The sequence below is a fragment of the Streptomyces sp. NRRL F-6492 genome, assembly GCF_001280125.1.
In the GTDB taxonomy this organism is placed as follows: domain Bacteria; phylum Actinomycetota; class Actinomycetes; order Streptomycetales; family Streptomycetaceae; genus Streptomyces.
The window spans coordinates 1-21,621 of the sequence record NZ_LGEG01000068.1 but is presented as its reverse complement, the minus strand read 5'-3'; the positions used below and the strand labels follow the sequence as shown (position 1 = coordinate 21,621).

Below are 21,621 nucleotides of genomic sequence, written 5' to 3'. Positions count from 1 at the left end.
TTTCTGGGGCCCTAAGGCTCCTCGGAGAGGGCGAACAGGCCCAGGGCCGCGCCCTCTTCGTACGCCCGGCGCAGCTCCTCGTCGCCGAGCGCGTCCCGCAGGGCCCGCTCGCTGCGTCTCCGTGCCGCCGCGGCGGTCGCCGCCGGGCGGTGCTCCTCGCCGAAGACGGAGGTCCGCAGCACGTCCACGGCGCCCAGGAGGTGGGCGGCGGAGACGGGCCGCCCGGTCGTGATCCGCAGCTCCGCGAGGAGTTCGGCCGCGCAGGACGCGCCCGCCGCCGAGCCGAGCGCCAGATGGCCGTGGAGCGCCCGCCGGGCGTGTTCGGCGGCCCGCCCCCGCTCCCCGTCCCAGGCGAGGAGCTCGGCACGCGCGTGGTGCGCCCACGCGTCGGCCCACAGGTCCCGCCCCGCCCAGGCCCGCCGTCCCGTCCGTTCGAGCGGGAGGCGGTCCAGGGCCTCCTGCGCCGCCTCCGGGTCGGTGCGGGCGAGGGCGAGGGCGAGCCCGGCCCAGCACAGTTCACGGCCGGGGCCGAAGTCCGGGGGCTCCGCCGTCAGGACCAGCGCCTCCCGGAACTCGGCCGCCGCCGCGCGCGTGCGCCCCTGGTACAGGGCGGTGGAGCCGCGCAGCTGGGCGAGCAGGCCCAGACAGCGGTCGTCGCCGTCCCGTACGGCCGCCGCCCAGGCCCGGACGAGCAGCGGGTCGGCGTCCTCGGGGCGGCCCGCCTCCAGCTCCAGGTGGGCGGCGAGCCACAGCGCGCGGGGCGGCGGCGGCCCGGGGTGCAGGGCGAGGGCGTGCCGCAGCCGGGTCCGGCCCTCGGCGACCCGCCCGCAGGCCACCCACAGGAACCACAGGGAGACCGCGATCTCGACGGCCGTGCCGGACTCGGCGCCCGGGGACGGCGGCGCGGTCGTGGGGTCCATGGCGGCGGCCAGGTCCGGGAGTTCCCGCAGGGCGAGGTCGCGGGCGTCGAGCTGCCGGCCGCCCTGCCACCGGTCGGCGGCCCGGCGGGCGAGCCCGGCGCACCACCCGCGGTGGCGCAGGACGACGGACCGGCGGTCGCCGCGTTCGGTGAGCCTGCGGGCGCCCACCGCGCGCATGGGGAGCGGCATCCAGTAGCGGGGCGCGTCCTCCTCGCCGTCGAACAGGTCGTCGACGGGCAGGAGTGCGAGGGGGGCGAGCCGGTCGAGGACCTCCCGGACCCGGGACGGAGGGAGCGTGCCGGAGGCGCACACCTCGCGGACGGCGTCGTGGCCGAAGGCGCCCTCGAAGACGGAGAGCCGCTCCCACAGGAGCCGTTCGTCGGGGCCGCAGCGGGCGTATCCGCTCTCGGCGGCGGCGAGCTGACCGGCGGTCACCGGCTCGCCCCACAGCAGCTCGGTCTCCGCGAAGCCCCCCGCGCCGCTCCCCGTACCCCCCGCGCCCGCGCCGCTCCCCGCACCCCCGGCGCTCCCGGCGCCCCCCGTGCCCCCGACGTCCCTGAGGTGTCCGATGTGCCGGACGCGTCCGGTCGCGCCGACGGCCGGATCTCCGGCCGGACGACCGGGCGGGCGTCCGTTCCCCCGCGAGTGCCTCGCCATCCCCACCCTTCCCTCGTGTACGCGCGCGCGTGGGGTGTGGTGCCCCGGACCGTCGTGTCCGGGAGCCGTTCCACGGGCCGTGCCCGCGCGCCGTGTCCGCGCGTTGTGCCCGACGTCATGGCCAAGGCCGCCGTCACGGGATTGAATGCACGTGCCCCGGTGGACATCCTGGTGCTCCTCGGAACCCGGAGGCGGGGTTTTCCGGGGATCGGCCAAGGAGGCACATGGATACCGGGGAATCCGTCCTGGGAGAGGCGGATCTGGCGCTGATCCACGCGTTGCAGATGGCTCCGCGCGCCAGCTGGACGCAGCTCTCGGCCGTCCTGGAGGCGAGCCCCGACACCCTCGCCCGGCGCTGGGAGCACCTCAGCGGCAAGGGCTACGCCTGGAGTTCCCTGCTCGCCGCCCGGCACGGCAAGGAGGCCACCCTGTACGCGTGGGTGGAGCTGGAGTGCGTCGCCGGGGCCATCGAGGCCACCGCGGGCGAGCTCTCGGAGGACCCCTGCACCCTCGGCGTCCACCAGGTGACCGGCGACGCCGACCTGGTGCTGCTCGTCGCCTCCCCGGACCTCTACGCCCTCGACGCCTACCTCGCCGGACGGGTGCGGCGGCTGCCGGGGGTGCTCCGGTGCCGCGCGCAGGTCGTCACGCGGCTGCACAACCGCCCGTACCGGTCGCGGATCGACCAGCTCACCCCCGTCCAGATCCAGCTCCTCACCGAGCTGACGGGCGGGGAGCGGCGGGGCCGGGCCCACGCGCGCGCGTACCCGCACGTCACCGACCTGGACCGGCGGATCGTCGCGGAGCTGGCGGGGGACGCCCGCCGCAGCGCCGCCGAGCTCGCCCGGCAGTGCGGCACGAGCGAGTCGACGGTACGGCGCAGGCTGGACGTCCTGGCGACGGCCGGCGCCTTCCACCACCACTGCCTGCCCGCGCCGCGGTTCTCCGGGCGCCCGGTGTGGGCGCTGGTCACGGCGGACATCCCGCCCGTCGAGGTGCCGGAGACGGTCGCCGCGCTCGGCCGGCTGCGCCAGACCCGGCTGATCACCTCGGTCACCGGGCCGCACAACCTGGCGCTCGCGATGTGGCTCCGTACCGTCGACGAGCTGCACGAGGTGACGGCGGCGCTCGTCCGGGCCGCGTCGGCGCTGCGGATCACGGGCACCTCGCTCTCGCTGCGCACGCACAAGATCGGGGCGCAGGTCCTGGGCCCGGACGGCCGGCGGACGCACCACGTGCGCCCGGAGGACACGGCCTGAGGGGCCCGGGCCCGGGGGACGCGGGGCCCGGGTCCTCAGGCCGGGCGGGACGCCTTGACCGAGTACATCAGCGGGACGCGGGGGCGGTCCGCCGGGAAGCGGTAGTAGCCGTCCTCGTGCCGCTGGAGCGTGCCGTAGCGGGGGAAGAGCGAGACGTCGTGCTCGTGCAGGAAGTCGATCCGCAGGCCCGCCCGCGCGAGCGCCGTGACGACCTCGCCGACCGGGTGCACCCACTCCACGCTGCGGTTGTGGACGGTGGTGGCGTCGAGGTCGGCGTACGTGCCCGGGGTGGTGTCCACCCACGGGTCGCGGACGAAGTAGTCGTGCACGATCCGGCTGCCGGTCTCGTCGTCGAGCGAGTCGGTCAGCGGGTGGAACTCGGCCAGGTAGAGGAAGCCGCCGGGGGCGACGAGGGAGGCGGCGGTCTCCGCCCAGCGCTCGATGTCGGGCAGCCAGCACAGCGCCCCGCCGCCGGTGTAGACGACGTCGTACGAGCCGTCGGGGACGGCCCCGGCCGCGTCGTACACGTCGGCGGCGACGAAGGCGGCCCGCTCCTGGGTGAGGCCGAGGTCGGCGGCGAGCGAGCGGGCGGTCTCGACGGCCGGTTCGGAGAAGTCCAGGCCGACGACGTGGGCGGCGCCCCGCCGGGCCCAGGAGAGGGTGTCCAGGCCGATGTGGCACTGGAGGTGGAGCAGGGTGCGGCCGGTGACGTCCCCGACCTCCGCCAGCTCGAAGTCCCGCAGGGCGTCCTTGCCCGCGCGGAAGGCGTCGAGGTCGTAGAAGGAACCGGCCGCGTGGATGGGGACGCGCTCGTCCCAGCGCGCGCGGTTGGCCTCGCGCCAGTCCTCGGGGGTCGGAGAGTACATGTCGGCGAGGTTATCCACAGGCTGCGGAGCACGCGACCCGGTTGTCCGCCGCCCGGAGCATGATGGGTGCCATGACTGAGAGCAAGAAGGTCCCGAGCCCCGACGCGCCCCTCTGGGAGCAGCGCTTCCGCGCGCCCCGCGTCTCCCTGCCCGACTGGGCCGAGGAGGCGCCGGACCGCTCGCTGTTCGTGTCCAACGCGACGGGGACGTACGAGCTGTACGCGTGGGACCGGGCGACCGGGGAGCAGCGGCAGGTGACGGACCGGCCGAACGGGACGACGGACGGGACGCTGTCCCCGGACGGCGAGTGGATCTGGTGGTTCGCGGACACCGACGGGGACGAGTTCGGGGTGTGGATGCGGCAGCCGTTCGCGGGCGGCGCGGACGAGCCGGCCGTGCCGGACCTGGCCCCCTCCTATCCGGCCGGGCTCGCCATCGGCCGGGAGGGCACGCTCGTGGTGGGCCGCTCCACGGACGAGGACGGCTCGACGGTCCACCTCGTACGGCCCGGGGCCGGCGCCCCGGTCGAGATCTACCGGCACCGGGAGTCGGCCGGGGTCGGCGACCTGTCGTACGACGGCTCGCTGGTCGCGGTCGAGCACACCGAGCACGGGGACGCGATGCACTCGGCGCTGCGGGTCCTGCGCGCCTCGGACGGGAGCGTGGTCGCGGAGCTCGACGACACCAAGGACGGCACGGAGGAGCTGGGGCTCACGGTCCTGGGCTTCGCCCCGGCCGCCGGGGACACCCGGCTGCTCGTCGGCCACCAGCGGCGCGGGCGCTGGGAGCCGATGCTGTGGGACGTGGCGACGGGCGCCGAGACCGATCTGCGGCTCGACCTGCCGGGCGACGTGTCGGCGGAGTGGTACCCGGACGGCTCGGGCCTGCTGGTCGTGCACGGCTTCGAGGCCCGCAGCGAGCTGTGGCGGTACGAGGTCGCCACCGGCGCCCTGGTGCGGGTGGAGACCCCGGCCGGTTCGGTGTCGAGCGCGACGGCCCGGCCGGACGGCAGCGTGGAGTACCTGTGGTCCTCGGCCGCCGAGCCGCCGGTGGTGCGCTCCACGGACGGCGGGGTCGTCCTCGACCCGCCCGGCCCGAAGGCGCCGCCGTCGCTGCCGGTGGAGGACGTGTGGGTGGAGGGGCCCGGCGGCAGGGTCCACGCGCTCGTGCAGCGCCCGGCGGAGGGCGAGGGCCCGTTCCCGACGGTCTTCGAGGTGCACGGCGGCCCGGCCTGGCACGACAGCGACGCCTTCGCCTCGGGCCCGGCGGCCTGGCTGGACCACGGATACGCGGTGGTGCGGGTCAACTACCGGGGCTCGACGGGATACGGCCGGGAGTGGACGGACGCGCTGAAGCACCGGGTCGGCCTGATCGAGCTGGAGGACGTCGAGGCGGTCCGGGAGTGGGCGGTGACGAGCGGGCTCGCGGACCCGGAGCGGCTGGTCCTCTCCGGCGGCTCGTGGGGCGGCTATCTGACGCTCCTCGGGCTCGGCACCCGGCCGGACGCCTGGGCGGTCGGCCTGGCGGCGGTCCCGGTCGCGGACTACGTGACGGCGTACGAGGACGAGATGGAGGCCCTCAAGGCGTTGGACCGCACGCTCCTGGGCGGCTCGCCGGAGGAGGTGCCCGAGCGGTACGAGGCCTCGTCGCCGCTGACGTACGTGGACGCGGTGAAGGCCCCGGTGCACATCTCGGCCGGGGTCAACGACCCGCGCTGCCCGATCCGGCAGATCGACAACTACGTCGACCGGCTCGCGGCCCGGGGCGCGGTCCACGAGGTGTACCGGTACGACGCGGGCCACGGCTCCCTGGTGGTGGAGGAGCGGATCAAGCAGGTCGCCCTGGACCTGGCGTTCGCCGCGAAGCACCTGGGGACCCGGCCGGTCTAGGGCGTGTCCGGCCCCGATCCGCCGGACGGGTCCCGGTCGGGCACCCGGGCGACGGGGGGCCGAGCGGCCTTGCGTACCGTGGGGGGCGTGTACCGGTTCCTGAGAACTCCCCGCTGGTGGGGGATCAACCTCTTCGTCCTCCTCGCGATCCCGTTCTGCGTCTTCATGGGGACCTGGCAGCTGGGGAAGTTCGAGGACCGCGTCGACACCCACCAGGAGGCGGAGCGGCGGCCCGCCCCGAGCACGGCGGGGGCCGAGCCGCTGGACTCGCTGCTGCCGGTGGACAAGGAGACGTCGGGCCGCACGGCCGAGGCGCGCGGCCGGTTCGGGGACCAGTTCCTCGTCCCGGGCCGCGAGCTGGACGGCCGGAGCGGGGCGTACGTCCTGACGCTGCTGCGGACGGACGGCGGCCGGTCGCTGCCGGTGGTCCGGGGCTGGCTCCCCGAGGGCGCCCGGGCGCCCGCCCCGCCGTCCGGCGAGGTCACGGTGGTGGGCGCGCTCCAGGCCTCGGAGAACCAGGGGTCGAAGGGCGTCCGCGCGGCGGGCGGCCTGCCCGAGGGGCAGCTCGGCATGATCAGCGCGGCGTCCCTGGTGAACGTGGTGACGGACGACGTCTACGACGCCTGGATCACCCTCACGGACTCCCCCGCCGGCCTCACGCCGGTCCCGGCGGCGGCCGCCGCGGGCACGGGCCTGGACGCGAAGGCGTTCCAGAACCTGGGCTACACGGCGGAGTGGTTCGTCTTCGCCGGCTTCGTGCTCTTCATGTGGTTCCGCCTGGTGCGCCGCGAGGCGGAGGCCTCCCGGGACGAGGCGCTGGGCCTGTCGGGCGCGTGAAGGCCGTGGGGCACGTGAGGGCGTGAAGGCCGTGGGCACGTCAGACCCGTAGCCCCGTAGCCCCGCAGCCCCGTAGCCCCGTAAGAACTGGGGCACGGTAAGCCCCGTAGCCCCGTAGGAGACGTCCTGGAGGCCACGTAAGGCCCGTGTCCCCGCAGGAAGCGCGAGAGCCCCCGGCCCCGGTGATCCGGGGCCGGGGGCTCTCCCGGGCTCAGGAGGCGCCGAGGAGTCCGGTGCGGTAGACGGTGCCGGAGCAGGCGCCGGGGACGACGGCCGACAGCGAGGGGCCGCCGGGCTCCGCGGTGTGGCTGACCACGACGCTGCCGTCCGCCGGACCGCCGTCCTCCAGGAGCAGCTGGGCCGCCGGGCCGCCGTCGACCGCCGGGCCCGGCTCCGGGCTGCCGCCCGAGCCGCCGGGGCCCGGGCCCCCGCTGGGGTCGGGGTCGGTCGTGGGCTCGGTCGGGGTGGGCGTCGGGGGCGGCGTGGTCGGCGGTTCGACGGGCGTGGTCGGCGTCGGGGTGGGGGTGGTCCCGGTCGTCGGGCAGGTCTCGCTCGGCACCCAGACGAACTTCACCTCGTAGGAGCCGTTCGGCTTCAGGAGGAGCCGGGAGGACTCCTGCGAGGAGCCGAGCGGGTCGCCGGAGGCGTGCCGGACCACCGAGATGCGTCCGGGGTCGGCCGCTCCCCGGGCCTCGAAGCCGACGGTGCCGGCGCCGTCCACGACGCAGGGGGTGCCGGAGACGTTGACGACGCGGAAGCTGCCGTACACCTTGCCCTCGGCGTCGGGGCCGCCGGCCTGCGCGCCGCCGGAGCCGAGCTGGCCGGACGTGCAGCGGGCGGCGCCGGGGCCGGCTCCCTGGACGTCTCCCGGGGCCTCGCCGGAGGCCTCGGCGCCCGGCCGCTCCGGCTTGCCGGAGGAGCCGTCCGCCCCGCCCTCCGCGCCGTCCTGGCTCGGGGAGACGCTGCTCGCGGGGGGCTTGGAGCTCTGGCCGCCCTCGACGCCGGTCTCGGTGCCGGTGCCGCCCTGGGCCTCCTCGCCGTGGCCGGCGTTCACGGGGCTGGCGGCGGTGGTCCCCTCCGAGGAGGCGACGTGCACGAAGGCGGGCACGGCCGTTCCGATGAGGACCGCGGCGGCCGCGGCGCCCACGACGGCCTGCCGCTTGCGGGCGCGCCGGGCGGGCACGGCACGGCGCAGGTGCTCCAGCGAACCGAGGGAGGGTTCCAGTCCTTCCACGGCGCCCCGGAGCATCCGCCGCAGCGCCAGCTCCTCGTCCCCGTCGCCGTTGCCGGGTCCGGGCTCGATGTTCACCATGCGCTGTCCACTCAGATCGTCGCGTTCGTCTCGGGCACGGGGCCCGGGGCCCCGGGTGACCTTACGGCCCCCGGCGCCCGTCCCGTGTCCCTCGGATCCCCCGTGGTCGTCGGCGCCCGTGCCGCGCCCCGTGGCGTCGCCGGAGCCCTCCGCGGTGCCGGGATCCCCGGCGCCGGCCCCGCGTTCCTCGGGTTCCCCGTGCTCCTCCGCGTGGTCCCCGGCGCCCGTCCCGTGGTCGTCGGGGGCGCCGTGGTCGCGGCCCTCGGGGCTCACGCCCTCCTCCGGGGCGGTCCCGTCCTCGGGGGCCCCGGCCCGCTCGCCGCGCGCCCCGCTCACGACGTCGCTCCCATCGCGACGCGCAGGGCCGCCATGCCCCGCGAGCCGTACGCCTTCACCGAGCCCAGGGATATCCCCAGCGTCTCGGCGACCTGGACCTCGGTCATGTCCGCGAAGTACCGCAGGACGAGGACCTCGCGCTGCCGCCGCTGGAGCCCGCGCATCGCCTTGATCAGGTCCTCGCGCTCCAGCTGGTCGTACGCCCCCTCCTCCGCGCTGGCCATGTCCGGCATCGGCTTCGAGAGGAGCTTGAGGCCGAGGATGCGGCGGCGCAGCGTGGACCGGGAGAGGTTCACGACGGTCTGGCGCAGGTAGGCGAGCGTCTTCTCCGGCTCACGGACCCGCTTGCGGGCCGAGTGGACGCGGATGAACGCCTCCTGGACCACGTCCTCGCAGGAGGCCGTGTCGTCGAGGAGCAGCGCGGCGAGTCCGAGGAGCGACCGGTAGTGGGCGCGGTAGGTCTCGGTGAGGTGGTCGACGGTGGTGCCGACGGCCGGGGCGCCCTCGCCGCTCGTGCGGGGCGCGGGGATGCCGTCCACCCGGGGGGACCGGGAACCGGTGGTCACGGGGGCGATCACCGGCATTCCGCCGGGAGCCCGCGGGCGCCGGAAGGGGGCGACGACGGAGCCGCGCACGGAGCCGGCGACGCCGCTCCGTACGGGGAGCAACGCCGTGCCCGCGCCGCGCAGCGGGGCGATGGTCGCGATGTCGAGTACCTCTGCCACGCCTGTTGGACACGCCTACCCCCGGCAGGGTTGTACGCGCTCGCCGTCCTTTTCGACGGCGGGTTGTTCGTCCTCATGCGTAACCGTTCTCCCCCGATGCCCCGGTTTCACCGCGCGCCCGGCGCCACACGCCCACGGGTGCCCGCAGAGACGCGCCCCACCCAACTACCGGTTGCAGCAAGGGGGAAATGCATCGTCGTCCAGGAGATCATCGCAGTTCAAGGGGTATCTGGCGCCTAATTGCTCACAGGTCGTTCACAGATCACACAAATCCATGACACACGACTCCCCCCGGACGGGCGGCCGCGGGACCGCCGTCCGGGGGGAGTCGCGAGAAGCCGGGGAACCCGGGCGGGATCAGCGCCCGGTGCCCCCGTAGACCACGGCCTCGTCCGAGTCGCTGTCCAGGCCGAAGGCGGTGTGGACGGCGCGCACGGCCTCGTTGACGTCGTCGGCGCGGGTGACGACCGAGATGCGGATCTCGGAGGTCGAGATCAGCTCGATGTTCACCCCGGCGTCGGAGAGCGCCCGGAAGAAGTCCGCGGTGACGCCCGGGTTGGTCTTCATGCCGGCGCCGACCAGGGAGATCTTGCCGATCTGGTCGTCGTAGCGCAGCGAGTCGAAGCCGATCGTGCCCTTCGCCTTCTCCAGGGCGTCGATGGCCTTGCGGCCCTCGGCCTTGGGAAGGGTGAAGGAGATGTCCGTGAGGCCGGTGGAGGCGGCGGACACGTTCTGGACGATCATGTCGATGTTGATCTCGGCGTCCGCGACGGCCCGGAAGATGGCCGCGGCCTCGCCCGGCTTGTCCGGCACGCCGACGACGGTGATCTTCGCCTCGGAGGTGTCGTGGGCGACACCCGAGATGATGGCCTGCTCCACCTTCTGGGCTCCTTGCGGTTCGTTGCTGACCCACGTGCCCTGGAGTCCGGAGAAGGACGAGCGGACGTGGATCGGGATGTTGTAGCGGCGCGCGTACTCGACGCAGCGGTGCAGCAGCACCTTGGAGCCGGAGGCGGCGAGCTCCAGCATGTCCTCGAAGGAGATCCAGTCGATCTTCTTCGCCTTCTTCACCACGCGCGGGTCGGCGGTGAACACGCCGTCGACGTCGGTGTAGATCTCGCAGACCTCGGCGTCGAGGGCGGCGGCGAGCGCCACGGCGGTGGTGTCGGAGCCGCCGCGGCCCAGGGTGGTGATGTCCTTCTTGTCCTGGGACACGCCCTGGAAGCCGGCGACGATGGCGATGTTGCCCTCGTCGAGGGCGGTGCGGATCCGGCCCGGCGTGACATCGATGATGCGCGCCTTGTTGTGGACCGAGTCGGTGATGACACCGGCCTGGCTGCCGGTGAACGACTGGGCCTCGTGGCCCAGGTTCTTGATCGCCATGGCCAGCAGGGCCATGGAGATCCGCTCCCCGGCGGTCAGCAGCATGTCGAACTCTCGCCCGGAAGGAATCGGGGATACCTGTCCGGCGAGATCGATCAGCTCGTCCGTCGTGTCGCCCATCGCGGAAACCACGACGACCACCTGGTGGCCGTTCTTCTTGGCGTCCACGATCCGCTTGGCGACGCGCTTGATGCCTTCGGCATCGGCAACGGAGGAGCCTCCGTACTTCTGCACGACAAGGCCCACGTGCGCTCCTCGCTCAGTCTGTGCCGCAGCCGGCGCTGCGATCGGCTCAGTCTAACGAGCGACTCGAAAACGCCTACGAGGTATCGCATGGTGAGACGACCGGCTCACCACGTGATCACCCGCCCGAAATGCCCCGGATGACCCCCGGCGCTCGGCGGACGCGGCCCTCAGTGCTTCAGCGAGCGCAGTCCCAGCGGTCCCGCGATCTCCTGGATCATGACCCGGCCCGCCTCCTCGGCGAGGTCGTCCTCGGTCAGGTCCTCGTCGGTGTCGAGGCCGTCCAGGGCCGCGAGCGGCTGGTCGAGGCGGACGTGGGCGACCAGGGACTGGAGGGCGCGGAGGGTGGCCGAGGCGGTCGGGCCCCAGTTGGAGAAGTACGAGAACTGCCACCACCACAGGGCCTCGCTGGTCCGGCCCGCCCGGTAGTGGGCCAGGCCGTGGCTCAGGTCGGCGACGATGTCGGCCAGGTTGTCCGAGATCCGGGCCGGGACCGGGGCCTTGCGCGGCTCGTACGGGTCGAAGACCTCCGAGAAGACGTCGACCGGGTCCAGGAGGGCGGCGAACCGCTCGCGCAGGTCGTCCGCGTCCGGCTCCGGACCGGTGTCCGTCTCGTAGCGCTCGTCCGGGACGATGTCCTCGTGCGCGCCGAGCCGGCCGCCCGCCAGGAGGAGCTGGGAGACCTCCAGGAGCAGGAAGGGCACCGTGCTGCCCGGCTCGTCGCCCTTGGCCACCTCGGTGGTCGCGACGATGAAGCTCTCGATGGAGTCGGCGATCTGGACCGCGAAGTCGTCGGGGTCCTGCGTGACGGAGTGCAAGGTGGGGTCAGACATGGGACTGCCTTCCTCGGAGCACCCACGCGTGGGCTAGGGGGTGTCTTGTCGATCGGGCCGGATCGGGGAGCGGTGTCCGGTGCCGTGCCTCGCAAGGCGGAGGAGGGAGGCATGGCGGTGGGGGCACCTCCCGTGCCCGAAGGGCTACGGGGGACATGGCGAGTGACGACGACGCGGCGAGGTGCGGTGCCGGGCGCCGCGAGCCCGGCCCGATCGACAAGACACCCCCTGGGTCGTCACACATCCAGCAGCCTCCGGCCCTCGAAGGCGCGGCCCAGGGTCACCTCGTCCGCGTACTCCAGGTCGCCGCCGACCGGGAGGCCGCTCGCGAGCCGGGTGACCCGCAGGCCCATGGGCTTGATCATCCGCGCCAGGTACGTCGCGGTGGCCTCGCCCTCCAGGTTCGGGTCGGTGGCGAGGATCAGCTCGGTGACCGCGCCGTCCGCGAGCCGCGCGAGCAGCTCGCGGATGCGCAGGTCGTCCGGGCCGACGCCCTCGATGGGGCTGATCGCACCGCCGAGGACGTGGTAGCGGCCGCGGAACTCCCGCGTCCGCTCGATCGCCACGACGTCCTTGGGCTCCTCGACCACGCAGATGACGGTCAGGTCCCGGCGCGGGTCCCGGCAGATGTTGCACTGCTCCTGCTGTGCCACGTTGCCGCAGACCGCGCAGAACCTGACCTTCTCCTTGACCTCCAGGAGCGCGTGCGCGAGCCGCCGGACGTCCGTCGGCTCCGCCTGGAGGACGTGGAAGGCGATCCGCTGCGCGCTCTTGGGACCGACGCCGGGCAGCCTGCCCAGTTCGTCGATGAGGTCCTGAACCACGCCTTCGTACAACGGAACGCCCTTCTCGGGTGTGCTTGATTCTTACGGTAGTGGCTGGGGCCGGACCTTAGAACCCCGACGGAAGCGGTGCTGCGGACGGGCCCCGGGCGGGGGTCTCAGAAGCCGAGGCCCGGCATGCCGCCCATGCCCTGCGCCAGCGGGCCCAGCTTGGCCTGCTGGAGCTGCTGCGCGTTGTCGTTGGCGGCCTGCACGGCGGCGACGATCAGGTCGGCCAGCGTCTCGGTGTCCTCCGGGTCGACCGCCTCGGGGTCGATCACCAGGCCGCGCAGCTCGCCGGAGCCGGTCACGGTCGCCCTGACCAGGCCGCCGCCCGCCTGTCCCTCGACCTCGGTCGCGGCGAGCTCCTCCTGCGCCCGGGCGAGGTCCTGCTGCATCTTCTGGGCCTGCTGGAGAAGCTGCTGCATGTTGGGCTGGCCACCACCGGGAATCACGGTCACTCCTGAGGGTCGGTACGGCTGACCGGTGCGCCCGGTCAATATGTCTGGCTCGGTACGCCGAGCCTACGTGGTCCCCGCCCACCCTGCCTCCATCACTCTTTCGAGTGAGAAACTGCGGACTCCTCTACCTGATCAACACCCTCTTGCGGGCGGAAATCCTGGGATTCCGGGTCCATCGCCCTCCATTCGGCGGTAGGAAGGGCAGGCACCACGTGCACCGCACGCCACAGGAGGACACGAGCGACACGAGCGCCGGGCCGAACGGGCGCGCCGAGCTGAACAGAGCTGAGCCGAACAGAGGAGTCCCCCGGTGAGCCAGCAGCCGGAGATGCAGCCGCCCGGGCATCCCGGGGGAGACGTCCGCCCCGATCCGACCGGCAGTGATCTGACCGGCAGGCCCTTCCCCCTGGGGGACTGGGGCGAGCCGGCCGAGCGGCTCGACGAGCTGTACCGCTGGGTGGAGGGCAATGCCCTCAGGACCGCCGAGTGGTACCTCGCCGACCGGGTCTGGAAGCGCCGCGCGGCCCGGCTCCTGCGGATCGGCACCACCGTCGGGGTGATCGCGGGCGCCGCGCTGCCGCTGCTCGACCTGACCGGGGTGGCGGCGGGCACGGCCGGCTGGGGCTATCTGTCGCTGCTGCTCGGCGCCGCCTGCATGGCCTGCGACCGGTACTTCGGGGTGACGTCGGGCTGGATAAGGGACGTGGCGACGGCGCAGGCGGTGCAGCGGCGGCTCCAGGCGCTCCAGTTCGACTGGGCCTCGGAGAGCGTCCGGGAGGTCCTGGGGCCCACGGAGGGTACCGCCAGCGAGGCGGCCGAGCGCTGTCTGGGCGTGCTGCGCCGCTTCTCGGAGGACGTGACGGAGCTGGTGCGGGCGGAGACCGCGGACTGGATGGTCGAGTTCCGCTCGGGTCCGGCGCCGCTCGCGCTCCAGTCGGTCGGCGTGGTGCCGTCCCGGCCGGAGAGCGTGCAGTCGGCGGGCGGCCGCTTCCCGCTGCCGCCGGGCACCCGCCCGAACATGCCGCGCCAGCGGCCCCCGGAGACCCGCTGAGGCCTCTCCGGGGGCGCCGGGCACGACGTCCGGTTCAGCTCAGGATGATCATCGAGCCCTGGGCCAGGCTCCGGGTCGCCGCCGCGTGCAGCCCCAGCCACACGTGCCGCTCCCGGGCGAAGGGCCCCTGGTCGTACGGGGAGGGGCCGACGGCCGGCTCCTCCAGGGCGGTCGGCCGCTCCGGCGGGAGCGGGGGGGCCGGCGGGTTCGCCGGGTCGATGCCGATCACGGGCGCCACGAGCTCCAGCTCCCGCAGCAGCCCGTGCGAGGAGCCGAGCGGCCCGCCGCCCTCCAGGAGCTCGTCGCTGGCGAGCGGCACCGGGAAGTCGACCGGCACGTACGCGCCCGCGTGGTCGTAGTGCCAGACCAGGTGCGACTGCTGGGCGGTCGCCTCGAACATCTCCAGGAGCTGTTCGTAGTCCCCGCCCAGCTCGCCGACGGGCTCGACCGGGAGCCCGTGCACCTGGAGCAGGTAGGCGCGGCGCAGGAAGTGCAGGGCCTCGTAGTCGAAGCCGGCGACGGGGGCGACGTCGCCGGAGAGGCCCGGCATGTACGCGTAGACGGGCACGGTCGGCAGGCCGGAGGCGCTGAGGACGGCGTCGTAGGCGGCGATCTCTTGCGCGAAGGGGTTGTCGGGGCTGTGGCACAGCACGTCGACGAGGGGGACCAGCCACAGGTCACAGGCCAAGGGAGGCTCGCTCTCCGTCAGTTGCAGGGACGGCCAGGGTAGTCGGATCGTCCGACGACGCCCACCCGCTGGGGACCTGCCCCCGGAGACGGGCCCTCAACCCGCCGGGCCCCGCCCTCCCCGGCGTTCCAGGAGCTCCAGCCGGTCCGCCCACTCCAGCGCGTGCGCGTTGTACTCCCGCACGACCGTCACGGCCGCCTCCGCGTCGCCGCGCGTGACCGCGTCGACCAGGTCCACGTGGCCGCCCCACAGCCACCCCAGGAGGTCCCGCTCGGAGCGCAGGTGGGGCACGGAGAAGGCCCAGGCCTGGACGCGGAGGCGGTGCAGGAAGTCCGCGAGGTGGTCGTTGGCGGCGATCAGGCGGCCCAGCTCGCGCCAGTAGCGGATGTCGTAGCCGACGAGGACGTCCAGGTCGCCGGCGCGGGCCGCGCGCGCGGCGGCCTCGCCCCGGCGGCGCACGGAGACGAGCGCGACCCCGATGCCGAGTTCGGGGGCCGGGGGCCGGGCCGGGGCGGCGCGGCGGCGGAAGACGCCCTCGACCACGAGCATCCGGGCCTCGACCATCCGCCGGTAGTCGTCGACGGAGTACTGGTGGACGCGGAAGCCGCGGTGCTGGTCGGAGTCGAGGAGGCCCTGTGCGCAGAGGTCCACGAGGGCTTCGCGCACGGGCGTGGCCGAGACGCCGTACTGCTCCGCGATCTGCTTGACGGTGAACTCCCGCCCGGCCTTGAGACGGCCCGCGAGCACCTCGTCACGCAGCGCGTCCGCGATCTGTTGTCGCAGGGTGTTGCGGGTGACGCCTCCGCTGGCGGGCATGGTGGTGGGTCCCCTCCGTCCGGCTGCGGACACCCTAGTCCAGACGGAGGGAACCTCTCCGGTACGCGTTCGGGCGGTGGTCAGACGGTGTGCTCGTCGGCCACCGAGAGGGCCGCGTCCAGGGCCGCGAGGCCCTCCTTGGCCTCCGCCTCGGAGACGTTGCAGGCGGGGACGGCGTGGGTGCGGTTCATGTTCACGAAGGGCCACAGGCCGTTCTTCTTCGCGGCGGCGGCGAAGGCGGCCATCGGCGCGTTGGCCTCGCCGGACGCGTTGTACGGGACGAGCGGCTCGCGCGTCTCCCTGTTCCGGACCAGGTCGAGCGCCCAGAAGACGCCGAGGCCGCGGACCTCGCCGACCGAGGGGTGGCGCTCGGCCAGCTCGCGCAGGCCGGGGCCGAGGACGGTCTCGCCGATGTGAGCGGCGTGCTCGACGACCTTCTCGTCCTCCATCACCTGGATGGTGGCGACGGCGGCGGCGCAGGCCAGCGGGTGGCCGGAGTAGGTCAGGCCGCCGGGGTAGGGGCGCTTGTCGAAGGTGGCGGCGATCTCGGCGCCGATGGCGACGCCGCCGAGCGGCACGTAGCCGGAGTTGACGCCCTTGGCGAAGGTCAGCAGGTCGGGCACGACGTCGAAGTGCTCGGCGGCGAACCACTTCCCGGTGCGGCCGAAGCCGGCCATGACCTCGTCCAGGACGAGGACGATGCCGTACCTGTCGCAGATCTCGCGGACGCCGGGGAGGTAGCCGGGCGGCGGGGTCATGATGCCGGCGGTGCCGGGGACGGTCTCCAGGATGATCGCGGCGATCGTCGCCGGACCCTCGAAGGCGATCGTGTCCTCCAGGTGCTGGAGGGCCCGCGCGCACTCCTCCGCCTCGGTGGTGGCGTAGAAGGGCGAGCGGTAGAGGAACGGCGCCCAGAAGCGCACGACGCCCGCGGAGCCCGTGTCGGAGGCCCAGCGGCGCGGGTCGCCGGTCAGGTTGATGGCGGTGGAGGTGGCGCCGTGGTACGAGCGGTAGGCGGAGAGCACCTTGGTGCGGCCGGTGTGCAGCCGGGCCATGCGGACGGCGTTCTCGACGGCCTCGGCGCCGCCGTTGGTGAAGAAGATCTTGTCCAGGTCGCCCGGGGTGCGCTCGGCGATGAGGCGTGCGGCCTCGGAGCGGACGTCCACGGCGAAGGCGGGCGCGAAGGTGGCGAGCTTCCCGGCCTGCTCCTGGATCGCGGCGACGACCCGGGGGTGCTGGTAGCCGATGTTGGTGTAGACGAGGCCGCTGGTGAAGTCGAGGTAGCGGTTGCCGTCGTAGTCCCAGAAGTACGAACCCTCGGCGCCGGCGACGGCGAGCGGGTCGATCAGGCCCTGGGCGGACCAGGAGTGGAACACGTGGGCGCGGTCGGCGGCCTTGACGGCGGCTCCGGCCCGCGGATCGGGTGCGGCGTGAGGGGTCATGCGGCCGAGGGTAAGGAACCGCAGGTGGGAAGGGCCATGGCCATCTTGTCCATCGAGACCGGGAGGGACGCGACACGTTGTTCTCCCGGCGTCCCCCGAGTCCTCCCGCGCGCTCCCCGCTCCTTCCCCATTGACAGTATCCTGTCGAAATGACAGTCTACTGTCATGACAAACGAGAGCGGCACCCGCATCGTCCACCTCGCCGTCTACGACACCCTCGCGGACTGGGAGACCGGCCACGCCACGGCCTGGCTCGCCCGCGCGGGACACACGGTCAGGACCGTCGGCGCGGTCGCCGGCGAGCCCGTCACCACGATCGCCGGGATCCGGATCGTCCCCGACCTCGCGCTCGAAGACCTCCGCCCCGAGGACAGCGCCCTGCTGATCCTGCCGGGGGCCGACAAGTACGACGAGGGCGACGAGCTGGCCCCCTTCGCCGCCAAGGCCCGCGCCTTCCTCGACGCCGGGGTCCCGGTCGCCGCGATCTGCGGCGCCACGGCGGCCCTGGCCCGCGAGGGCCTGCTCGACGACCGCCGCCACACCAGCGCGGTCTCCTTCTACCTGGCCGCCACCGGCTACAAGGGCGCCGAGCACTACGTCGAGGCGGACGCGGTGCGGGACGGCGACCTCATCACGGCGGGCCCGACCGAGCCGGTCGCCTTCGCCCGCGAGATCTTCGCCCGCCTCGGGGCGTACGAGGGGAAGCGGGACGCCTGGTTCCGTCTCTTCCACGACTCGGACCCGGCGGCCTTCGCCGAACTGAACGGATGAGCCGCGAGGAGCAGGACGCCCTGTCCCGCACGGCCCTGGGCGTCTTCCGGCTGAACGGCCAGTTCCTCGCGGTCTCGGAGAAGCTGGCCGAGCCGGCGGGCCTGACCGCCGCCTGGTGGCAGGTCCTCGGGGCCGTACTCCCCGAGCCCCTGCCGGTCGCCGGGATCGCCCGCGCCATGGGCATCACCCGGCAGAGCGTCCAGCGCGTGGCCGACCTCCTCGTACGGGAGGGCCTGGCGTCCTACGAGCCGAACCCGGCCCACCGCCGCGCCAAGCTCCTCGCCCCCACGGACGCGGGCCGGGCGGCGGTCCGCCGCGTCGACCCGGGCCACGCGGAGCTCGCGGCGCTGCTCCGGCGCGAGCTGGGCGGCCAGGACGCCTTCGACGAGACCGTACGGGTCCTGGAGCGGCTCTCCCGGGCCCTCACGGCTCTGGAGGGGTTTGCGCCGGGAGCAGCGGACGCCGCTCCATCAGCTCCGTGACGGCGCTCCTCAGGAGCAGCGGATGCACGAACCGGTCGGGCCCCGTGGGCGGACACCGCCACGCGAGCGGCCAGGTCCGACCGGTCAGCGCGGGCACGGGTACGTAGCTCACGTGCGCGGGCCCGGCACTGAACCGGGTCACCCCGCGCGGCCACGACTTGTGGGACGTCGTCCCCGGCGGCACCAGGAAGTAGACCCCGCGCCGCCCGTTCGCCTCGATGACGACCGGCCCCGGATCGCCGCCGGTGAGCGCCTCCATCCAGTCGGCCAGCCGACGCCCGTCCTCACCGTCCACTCGAACGGCGTCGAATTGTACGCCGGCCTTACGGAGTTGGAATCCGGAAACTGGAATCCAGTCGACGTTTACTTCCCGATTCTCTTCAATCACGGAGACATGTTCCCGCGCCGGCGCTAGCGTTTTCCACGACTGCTGACGGTGCGTCGGCATTCCGTCGAACTGCGTCAACGCAGCTTGAATGCAGTCGAATTGGGCGGGGAGCATTTGAGACCGGTTGAGACCGGTTGAGTTCGAATGGGGAGCACGATGGCCCGAGTGGAGCACAGGGAACCGGTGGGTCCGGCGGCGCGGATGGCGGCGTCGCTGGCCAAGAGAATGCGCACGAAGAAAGGAATGACGCAGGAACGGCTCGGCAAGGAGATGGGTTATACCGGCGCGGCGATCAGCGCGATGGAGCGGATGATCCAGCCGGTGAGCGACGAAATGCTGGCGCAACTCGAACAGGCGCTGAGCAACGGGACGGGCGTCTTCGAGGAGCTGCGGGAACTCGTACGGCTGGAGAAACTGCCGGAGCAGTTCCGTGGGTACGCGCCGATCGAACAGAAGGCGGTGGCGCTGTGGCTGTATGCCGATCATGTCGTCCACGGCCTCTTCCAGACGGAGGCGTACGCGCGGGCGCTGATCGCGGGAAGCTATCCGGAGCCCACTCCGGAGCGGGCCGAGGAGCTGGTCGTCGGACGGATGGCACGGAAGGCTCTGTTCGACCGCAAGCCGGTGTGCGAGATCGAACTCGTCCTCGACGAGTCAGTACTGAAGCGCCCGATCGGGGACGCAGAGGTCATGCGCGAACAGCTGGCCTACCTGGCGGAGTGCGCGCGCAGGAAGAACGTGAACCTTCAGGTGCTACCGATGGACGCGGGGCTGAGCGGGGAGTACGCGGGTGACCGGGGAGATCTGAACATCGTGGAGACCCCGGCCCACGACCATGTGACCTACCTGGAGATCCAGGGCGAGAGCCTACTGATCACCGACCGGGCGAAGGTGAGTACGCACCGGCAGCGATATGCGAAGATCCGGGCACAGGCCCTGGATCCGCGCCGGTCGCTGGGCGTCATCGAGGAGTTGGCGGGAGTACGGAGATGAACGACACCCTGCAGTGGTTCAAGTCCAGCTACAGCGACGGCGGTGGCGGCAACTGCATCGAGGTGGCCTTCGACTGGCGCAAGTCCTCGTACAGCGACAGCAGCGGCGGCAACTGCATCGAGGTCGCCACCTGCGCGCACGCCGTGCACCTGCGGGACTCCAAGCAGCAGGACGGCGGGCCCACGTTCGCCGTGGAGCCCGCCGCCTGGTCCGCGTTCGTCGCGTGGCAGAGCTGACCGCTAGCAGTACAGGTTCGCGCCGGTCGGCACGCCCAGGATCTGGGTGTACTGCTGGTACTTGGTGACCCGGCTCTGCACCTGGGCCGGGTTGCCGCCGTTGCACTCCAGGGTGCCGTTGATCGAGCGGATCGTCTCGCCGAAGCCCGCGCCGTTGACCATGGCGTTGTGGCCGGTCATCGTGCCGGGGCCGTTCTGGGTGTTCCAGTACCAGAGGCCGGTGGCCATGGCGACGGCCGGGTCCTGCTCGACGCGCCACGGGTTGCCCAGGAGGTCGATGCCGAGGGCGTCACCGGCGGCCTTGTAGTTGAAGTTCCAGGAGAGCTGGATCGGCCCGCGGCCGTAGTACGCGGCTTGGCCGGCGGGGCAGCCGTAGGGCTTCCCGGCGTCGCAGTAGTGGGGGTAGTTGGCCGTGTTCTGCTCGACGATGTAGTAGAGCCCGGCGGTCTCGTGGGAGACGTTGGCGAGGAAGGCCGCGGCCTCCTGCTTCTTCACCGTGTCGCTGCCGGTGTTGGCGAAGGCCGGGTACGACTTGAGGGCGTTGACCAGGCCCGCGTACGTGTAGAACGGGTTCCGGTTCGGGAACATCTGGTTGAACTGGGCTTCGGAGACGACGAAGTTGGGGTTCTCGCCGCCACCGCCGCCGGTGCCGCAGGCGCCCTCGTCGCGCCACACGTCCGAGGAGCCGGGGCGCTCGTTCTGGGTCCACCACTTCGCGTACCAGTTGCGGCCGTTGTACGAGGCGGTCTTGCCGCCGGTGTAGACGGTGGAGGAGTTCCAGGCGGTCACGCAGGCGGGGGCCGCCCCTGCCGACGTCGCGGGGAGCAGTACGGCGAGGCCTACGGCCGTACAGAGCGCGGCGAACAGGGTGAGCAGCTTACGGAGCATCGCTCGTCCTTCCGGGTGGGGGGATCCGGGTTCGGGAAGGGCCAGCGAAGCGCGATTGGTCTGGACCTGTCAAGGTCTAGACCAGAAATCGTGACAGTCGCGGGCACGCGAAAGGCCCGGGGCGGACGAAAGCCGTCCACCCCGGGCCGTCGCTCACGGCGCTTGCGCGCCGGTCACGTCAACTCCGCGCTGTCTAGAACAGGTTGAAGATCTGGTAGCCGAAGCCGATCTTCACCGGCGCCTTGTACGGGGCCGCGGCGTTGCCGGTGCCCGAGTAGCGGAACAGCTCGCCGTTCGTCTTGCGGGCGATCAGGTCCGACTTGCCGTCGCTGTCGAGGTCACCGACGGAGAGCAGGCGGTCGTAGACGTTCCAGCCGGCGCCGACCTTCGTGCGGGCGGCGAAGGGGGCCTTGTAGTCGCCCGTGCCCTTGTAGAGCCACAGGGCGCCGGACGTGTCCTTGGCGACGATGTCGGCCTTGCCGTCACCGGACAGGTCACCCTGGCCCGCGATCTGGTTGTAGGCCTGCCAGCCGGCGCCGACCTTGGCGCGCGGGGTGAGGCGACCGTCCGGGTAGGAGAGGTAGCTCCACAGCACGCCGGCCTTGTCGACCGCGATGAGGTCGGCCTCCTTCGCACCGCCGATGCTGCCGGGCGAGATGACCGTGTTGTAGATGTTCCAGCCCTTGCCGACGTTCTTCTCGACGTACTCCTCGCCGATGACGGTGCTGAAGTCCAGCGTGCCGTCCTTGTAGAGGGCGAAGCTGCCCTCGGCGAAGCCGTCCTTGTCGTTGTCGACGTCGATCCAGGTGGCGAAGTCGGAGAAGTCCGCCCCGGTGTCCGCGCCCTTCTCGAAGCCGCCGGTGAAGTTCGGGAAGTAGAGGTGCAGGTTCCCGTTCTTCTTGTTGACCGCGTTCATGATGAAGGTCGGCGTGTTGACGACCTCGTCCTGCGTGCCGAACGCACCCGCCTTCGGGGCCTTCGCGGCCTGGTGGGCGGCGACGGCCTCGGCGCGCTCGCGGCCCGCGTCGGCCGGAGCACCCGCGGCGAAGGCCGTGCCCGCGGCGGTCGCCGCGGCGACGGTGACGGCGGTGGCTACGAGCGCCCCCCGGAGCACGTGCCGACGTCGGTTCTTGATCATGTAGATGTCCCCCCTGCGTTTTTCATCGGCGGCGCGTGGTGCGAACCGCCGGTGATCCGAAGCCTCTCATACGCGCATCACCGAACGCACCGGAGATCCCCGTCACTTGCGCCACTTCCCCCTCCCCCTTGATCGTCTCGGGGCGGGGAGCCGGGGGCGGGGGAGGCCGGGGAGTCGGGGCCGGGG

Annotated in this window: 22 protein-coding genes; 8 read left to right on the top strand and 14 right to left on the bottom strand. The window is 73.0% G+C overall.

Going from position 1 to position 21,621, the window contains the following annotated elements:
- Positions 1-11: 11 nt before the first annotated feature.
- Positions 12-1,577: a tetratricopeptide repeat protein gene (locus ADL08_RS07960; protein WP_234352049.1), complete on the bottom strand. Its 1,566-nt coding sequence runs from the start codon at positions 1,575-1,577 to the stop codon at positions 12-14.
- 224 nt (positions 1,578-1,801) lie between these two features.
- On the opposite strand from ADL08_RS07960, the gene ADL08_RS07955 reads away from it, so the two are divergent.
- Complete coding sequence (locus ADL08_RS07955; RefSeq protein ID WP_053641355.1) at positions 1,802-2,836, top strand: Lrp/AsnC family transcriptional regulator; 1,035 nt, start codon at positions 1,802-1,804, stop codon at positions 2,834-2,836.
- A 35-nt stretch (positions 2,837-2,871) separates the two neighbouring features.
- Here the strand turns inward: ADL08_RS07955 and ADL08_RS07950 are convergent, their stop codons facing one another.
- Positions 2,872-3,702, bottom strand: a complete 831-nt coding sequence (locus ADL08_RS07950; protein ID WP_053641354.1) for a class I SAM-dependent methyltransferase — start codon at positions 3,700-3,702, stop codon at positions 2,872-2,874.
- Positions 3,703-3,764: 62 nt separating this feature from the next.
- Between ADL08_RS07950 and ADL08_RS07945 the strand changes: the two genes are divergently transcribed.
- Entirely contained in the window at positions 3,765-5,591 is a 1,827-nt protein-coding gene (locus tag ADL08_RS07945) for a prolyl oligopeptidase family serine peptidase (RefSeq protein WP_420709574.1), read from the top strand.
- 87 nt (positions 5,592-5,678) lie between these two features.
- A complete protein-coding gene (locus ADL08_RS07940) occupies positions 5,679-6,428 on the top strand; it encodes an SURF1 family protein (RefSeq protein ID WP_053641406.1) in 750 nt (249 codons plus the stop codon).
- 211 nt (positions 6,429-6,639) lie between these two features.
- Here ADL08_RS07940 and ADL08_RS07935 read toward each other — a convergent pair whose 3' ends face one another.
- The 6 genes from ADL08_RS07935 to ADL08_RS07910 all read right to left on the bottom strand — a co-directional run bounded on the left by ADL08_RS07935 (position 6,640) and on the right by ADL08_RS07910 (position 12,536).
- Positions 6,640-8,076, bottom strand: a complete 1,437-nt coding sequence (locus tag ADL08_RS07935; RefSeq protein WP_234352048.1) for a hypothetical protein — start codon at positions 8,074-8,076, stop codon at positions 6,640-6,642.
- Complete coding sequence (locus ADL08_RS07930) at positions 8,073-8,801, bottom strand: SigE family RNA polymerase sigma factor (RefSeq protein WP_078968067.1); 729 nt, start codon at positions 8,799-8,801, stop codon at positions 8,073-8,075. Before ADL08_RS07930 ends, ADL08_RS07935 begins: the two co-directional genes overlap by 4 nt.
- A gap of 357 nt (positions 8,802-9,158) precedes the next feature.
- A complete protein-coding gene (locus tag ADL08_RS07925) occupies positions 9,159-10,430 on the bottom strand; it encodes an aspartate kinase (RefSeq protein ID WP_053641352.1) in 1,272 nt (423 codons plus the stop codon).
- Between the two features lie 167 nt (positions 10,431-10,597).
- Positions 10,598-11,260: a DUF5063 domain-containing protein gene (locus ADL08_RS07920; RefSeq protein WP_053641351.1), complete on the bottom strand. Its 663-nt coding sequence runs from the start codon at positions 11,258-11,260 to the stop codon at positions 10,598-10,600.
- Positions 11,261-11,496: 236 nt separating this feature from the next.
- On the bottom strand, positions 11,497-12,096 hold the full coding sequence (recR, locus tag ADL08_RS07915) for a recombination mediator RecR (protein ID WP_053641350.1): 600 nt from the start codon (positions 12,094-12,096) through the stop codon (positions 11,497-11,499).
- Between the two features lie 104 nt (positions 12,097-12,200).
- On the bottom strand, positions 12,201-12,536 hold the full coding sequence (locus ADL08_RS07910) for a YbaB/EbfC family nucleoid-associated protein (protein ID WP_078968066.1): 336 nt from the start codon (positions 12,534-12,536) through the stop codon (positions 12,201-12,203).
- A 334-nt stretch (positions 12,537-12,870) separates the two neighbouring features.
- Between ADL08_RS07910 and ADL08_RS07905 the strand changes: the two genes are divergently transcribed.
- A complete protein-coding gene (locus ADL08_RS07905) occupies positions 12,871-13,593 on the top strand; it encodes an SLATT domain-containing protein (protein ID WP_234352051.1) in 723 nt (240 codons plus the stop codon).
- A gap of 34 nt (positions 13,594-13,627) precedes the next feature.
- Here ADL08_RS07905 and ADL08_RS07900 read toward each other — a convergent pair whose 3' ends face one another.
- The 3 genes from ADL08_RS07900 to ADL08_RS07890 form a co-directional block, all read right to left on the bottom strand.
- Positions 13,628-14,281 (bottom strand): hypothetical protein, encoded by a 654-nt coding sequence (locus ADL08_RS07900; RefSeq protein ID WP_053641347.1) that lies wholly within the window; start codon positions 14,279-14,281, stop codon positions 13,628-13,630.
- A 96-nt stretch (positions 14,282-14,377) separates the two neighbouring features.
- A complete protein-coding gene (locus ADL08_RS07895; protein ID WP_053641346.1) occupies positions 14,378-15,097 on the bottom strand; it encodes a GntR family transcriptional regulator in 720 nt (239 codons plus the stop codon).
- Between the two features lie 80 nt (positions 15,098-15,177).
- Positions 15,178-16,539: an aspartate aminotransferase family protein gene (locus tag ADL08_RS07890; protein ID WP_053641345.1), complete on the bottom strand. Its 1,362-nt coding sequence runs from the start codon at positions 16,537-16,539 to the stop codon at positions 15,178-15,180.
- Between the two features lie 165 nt (positions 16,540-16,704).
- On the opposite strand from ADL08_RS07890, the gene ADL08_RS07885 reads away from it, so the two are divergent.
- Positions 16,705-17,310 (top strand): DJ-1/PfpI family protein, encoded by a 606-nt coding sequence (locus ADL08_RS07885; protein WP_053641344.1) that lies wholly within the window; start codon positions 16,705-16,707, stop codon positions 17,308-17,310.
- Entirely contained in the window at positions 17,307-17,792 is a 486-nt protein-coding gene (locus tag ADL08_RS07880) for a MarR family winged helix-turn-helix transcriptional regulator (protein ID WP_053641343.1), read from the top strand. Before ADL08_RS07885 ends, ADL08_RS07880 begins: the two co-directional genes overlap by 4 nt.
- On the opposite strand, the gene ADL08_RS07875 is transcribed toward ADL08_RS07880, so the two are convergent.
- Positions 17,734-18,180, bottom strand: a complete 447-nt coding sequence (locus ADL08_RS07875; RefSeq protein WP_078968074.1) for a hypothetical protein — start codon at positions 18,178-18,180, stop codon at positions 17,734-17,736. The genes ADL08_RS07880 and ADL08_RS07875 overlap by 59 nt on opposite strands.
- Before the next feature lie 156 nt (positions 18,181-18,336).
- Here ADL08_RS07875 and ADL08_RS07870 point away from each other — a divergent pair, with 156 nt between their 5' ends.
- On the top strand, positions 18,337-19,173 hold the full coding sequence (locus ADL08_RS07870) for a helix-turn-helix domain-containing protein (RefSeq protein ID WP_053641403.1): 837 nt from the start codon (positions 18,337-18,339) through the stop codon (positions 19,171-19,173).
- The gene (locus ADL08_RS07865) at positions 19,170-19,409 is read left to right on the top strand and encodes a DUF397 domain-containing protein (protein ID WP_053641341.1); all 240 of its coding nucleotides are present in this window, start codon (positions 19,170-19,172) and stop codon (positions 19,407-19,409) included. The genes ADL08_RS07870 and ADL08_RS07865 overlap by 4 nt, the downstream gene beginning before the upstream one ends.
- A 3-nt stretch (positions 19,410-19,412) precedes the next feature.
- Here the strand turns inward: ADL08_RS07865 and ADL08_RS07860 are convergent, their stop codons facing one another.
- Positions 19,413-20,297: a glycoside hydrolase family 19 protein gene (locus tag ADL08_RS07860; RefSeq protein ID WP_053641340.1), complete on the bottom strand. Its 885-nt coding sequence runs from the start codon at positions 20,295-20,297 to the stop codon at positions 19,413-19,415.
- Positions 20,298-20,490: 193 nt separating this feature from the next.
- A complete protein-coding gene (locus tag ADL08_RS07855) occupies positions 20,491-21,435 on the bottom strand; it encodes an FG-GAP repeat domain-containing protein (RefSeq protein ID WP_053641339.1) in 945 nt (314 codons plus the stop codon).
- Positions 21,436-21,621 lie beyond the last annotated feature (186 nt).

Excerpts from the sequence above, each read along its gene's own strand:
- ADL08_RS07960 (WP_234352049.1), bottom strand. The coding sequence starts at position 1,577 with ATGGCGAGGCACTCGCGGGGGAACGGACGCCCGCCCGGTCGTCCGGCC.
- ADL08_RS07955 (WP_053641355.1), top strand. The coding sequence starts at position 1,802 with ATGGATACCGGGGAATCCGTCCTGGGAGAGGCGGATCTGGCGCTGATC.
- ADL08_RS07950 (WP_053641354.1), bottom strand. The coding sequence starts at position 3,702 with ATGTACTCTCCGACCCCCGAGGACTGGCGCGAGGCCAACCGCGCGCGC.
- ADL08_RS07945 (WP_420709574.1), top strand. The coding sequence starts at position 3,765 with ATGGGTGCCATGACTGAGAGCAAGAAGGTCCCGAGCCCCGACGCGCCC.
- ADL08_RS07920 (WP_053641351.1), bottom strand. The coding sequence starts at position 11,260 with ATGTCTGACCCCACCTTGCACTCCGTCACGCAGGACCCCGACGACTTC.
- ADL08_RS07905 (WP_234352051.1), top strand. The coding sequence starts at position 12,871 with ATGCAGCCGCCCGGGCATCCCGGGGGAGACGTCCGCCCCGATCCGACC.
- ADL08_RS07895 (WP_053641346.1), bottom strand. The coding sequence starts at position 15,097 with ATGCCCGCCAGCGGAGGCGTCACCCGCAACACCCTGCGACAACAGATC.
- ADL08_RS07890 (WP_053641345.1), bottom strand. The coding sequence starts at position 16,539 with ATGACCCCTCACGCCGCACCCGATCCGCGGGCCGGAGCCGCCGTCAAG.
- ADL08_RS07885 (WP_053641344.1), top strand. The coding sequence starts at position 16,705 with ATGACAAACGAGAGCGGCACCCGCATCGTCCACCTCGCCGTCTACGAC.
- ADL08_RS07880 (WP_053641343.1), top strand. The coding sequence starts at position 17,307 with ATGAGCCGCGAGGAGCAGGACGCCCTGTCCCGCACGGCCCTGGGCGTC.
- ADL08_RS07870 (WP_053641403.1), top strand. The coding sequence starts at position 18,337 with ATGGCCCGAGTGGAGCACAGGGAACCGGTGGGTCCGGCGGCGCGGATG.
- ADL08_RS07865 (WP_053641341.1), top strand. The coding sequence starts at position 19,170 with ATGAACGACACCCTGCAGTGGTTCAAGTCCAGCTACAGCGACGGCGGT.
- ADL08_RS07860 (WP_053641340.1), bottom strand. The coding sequence starts at position 20,297 with ATGCTCCGTAAGCTGCTCACCCTGTTCGCCGCGCTCTGTACGGCCGTA.
- ADL08_RS07855 (WP_053641339.1), bottom strand. The coding sequence starts at position 21,435 with ATGATCAAGAACCGACGTCGGCACGTGCTCCGGGGGGCGCTCGTAGCC.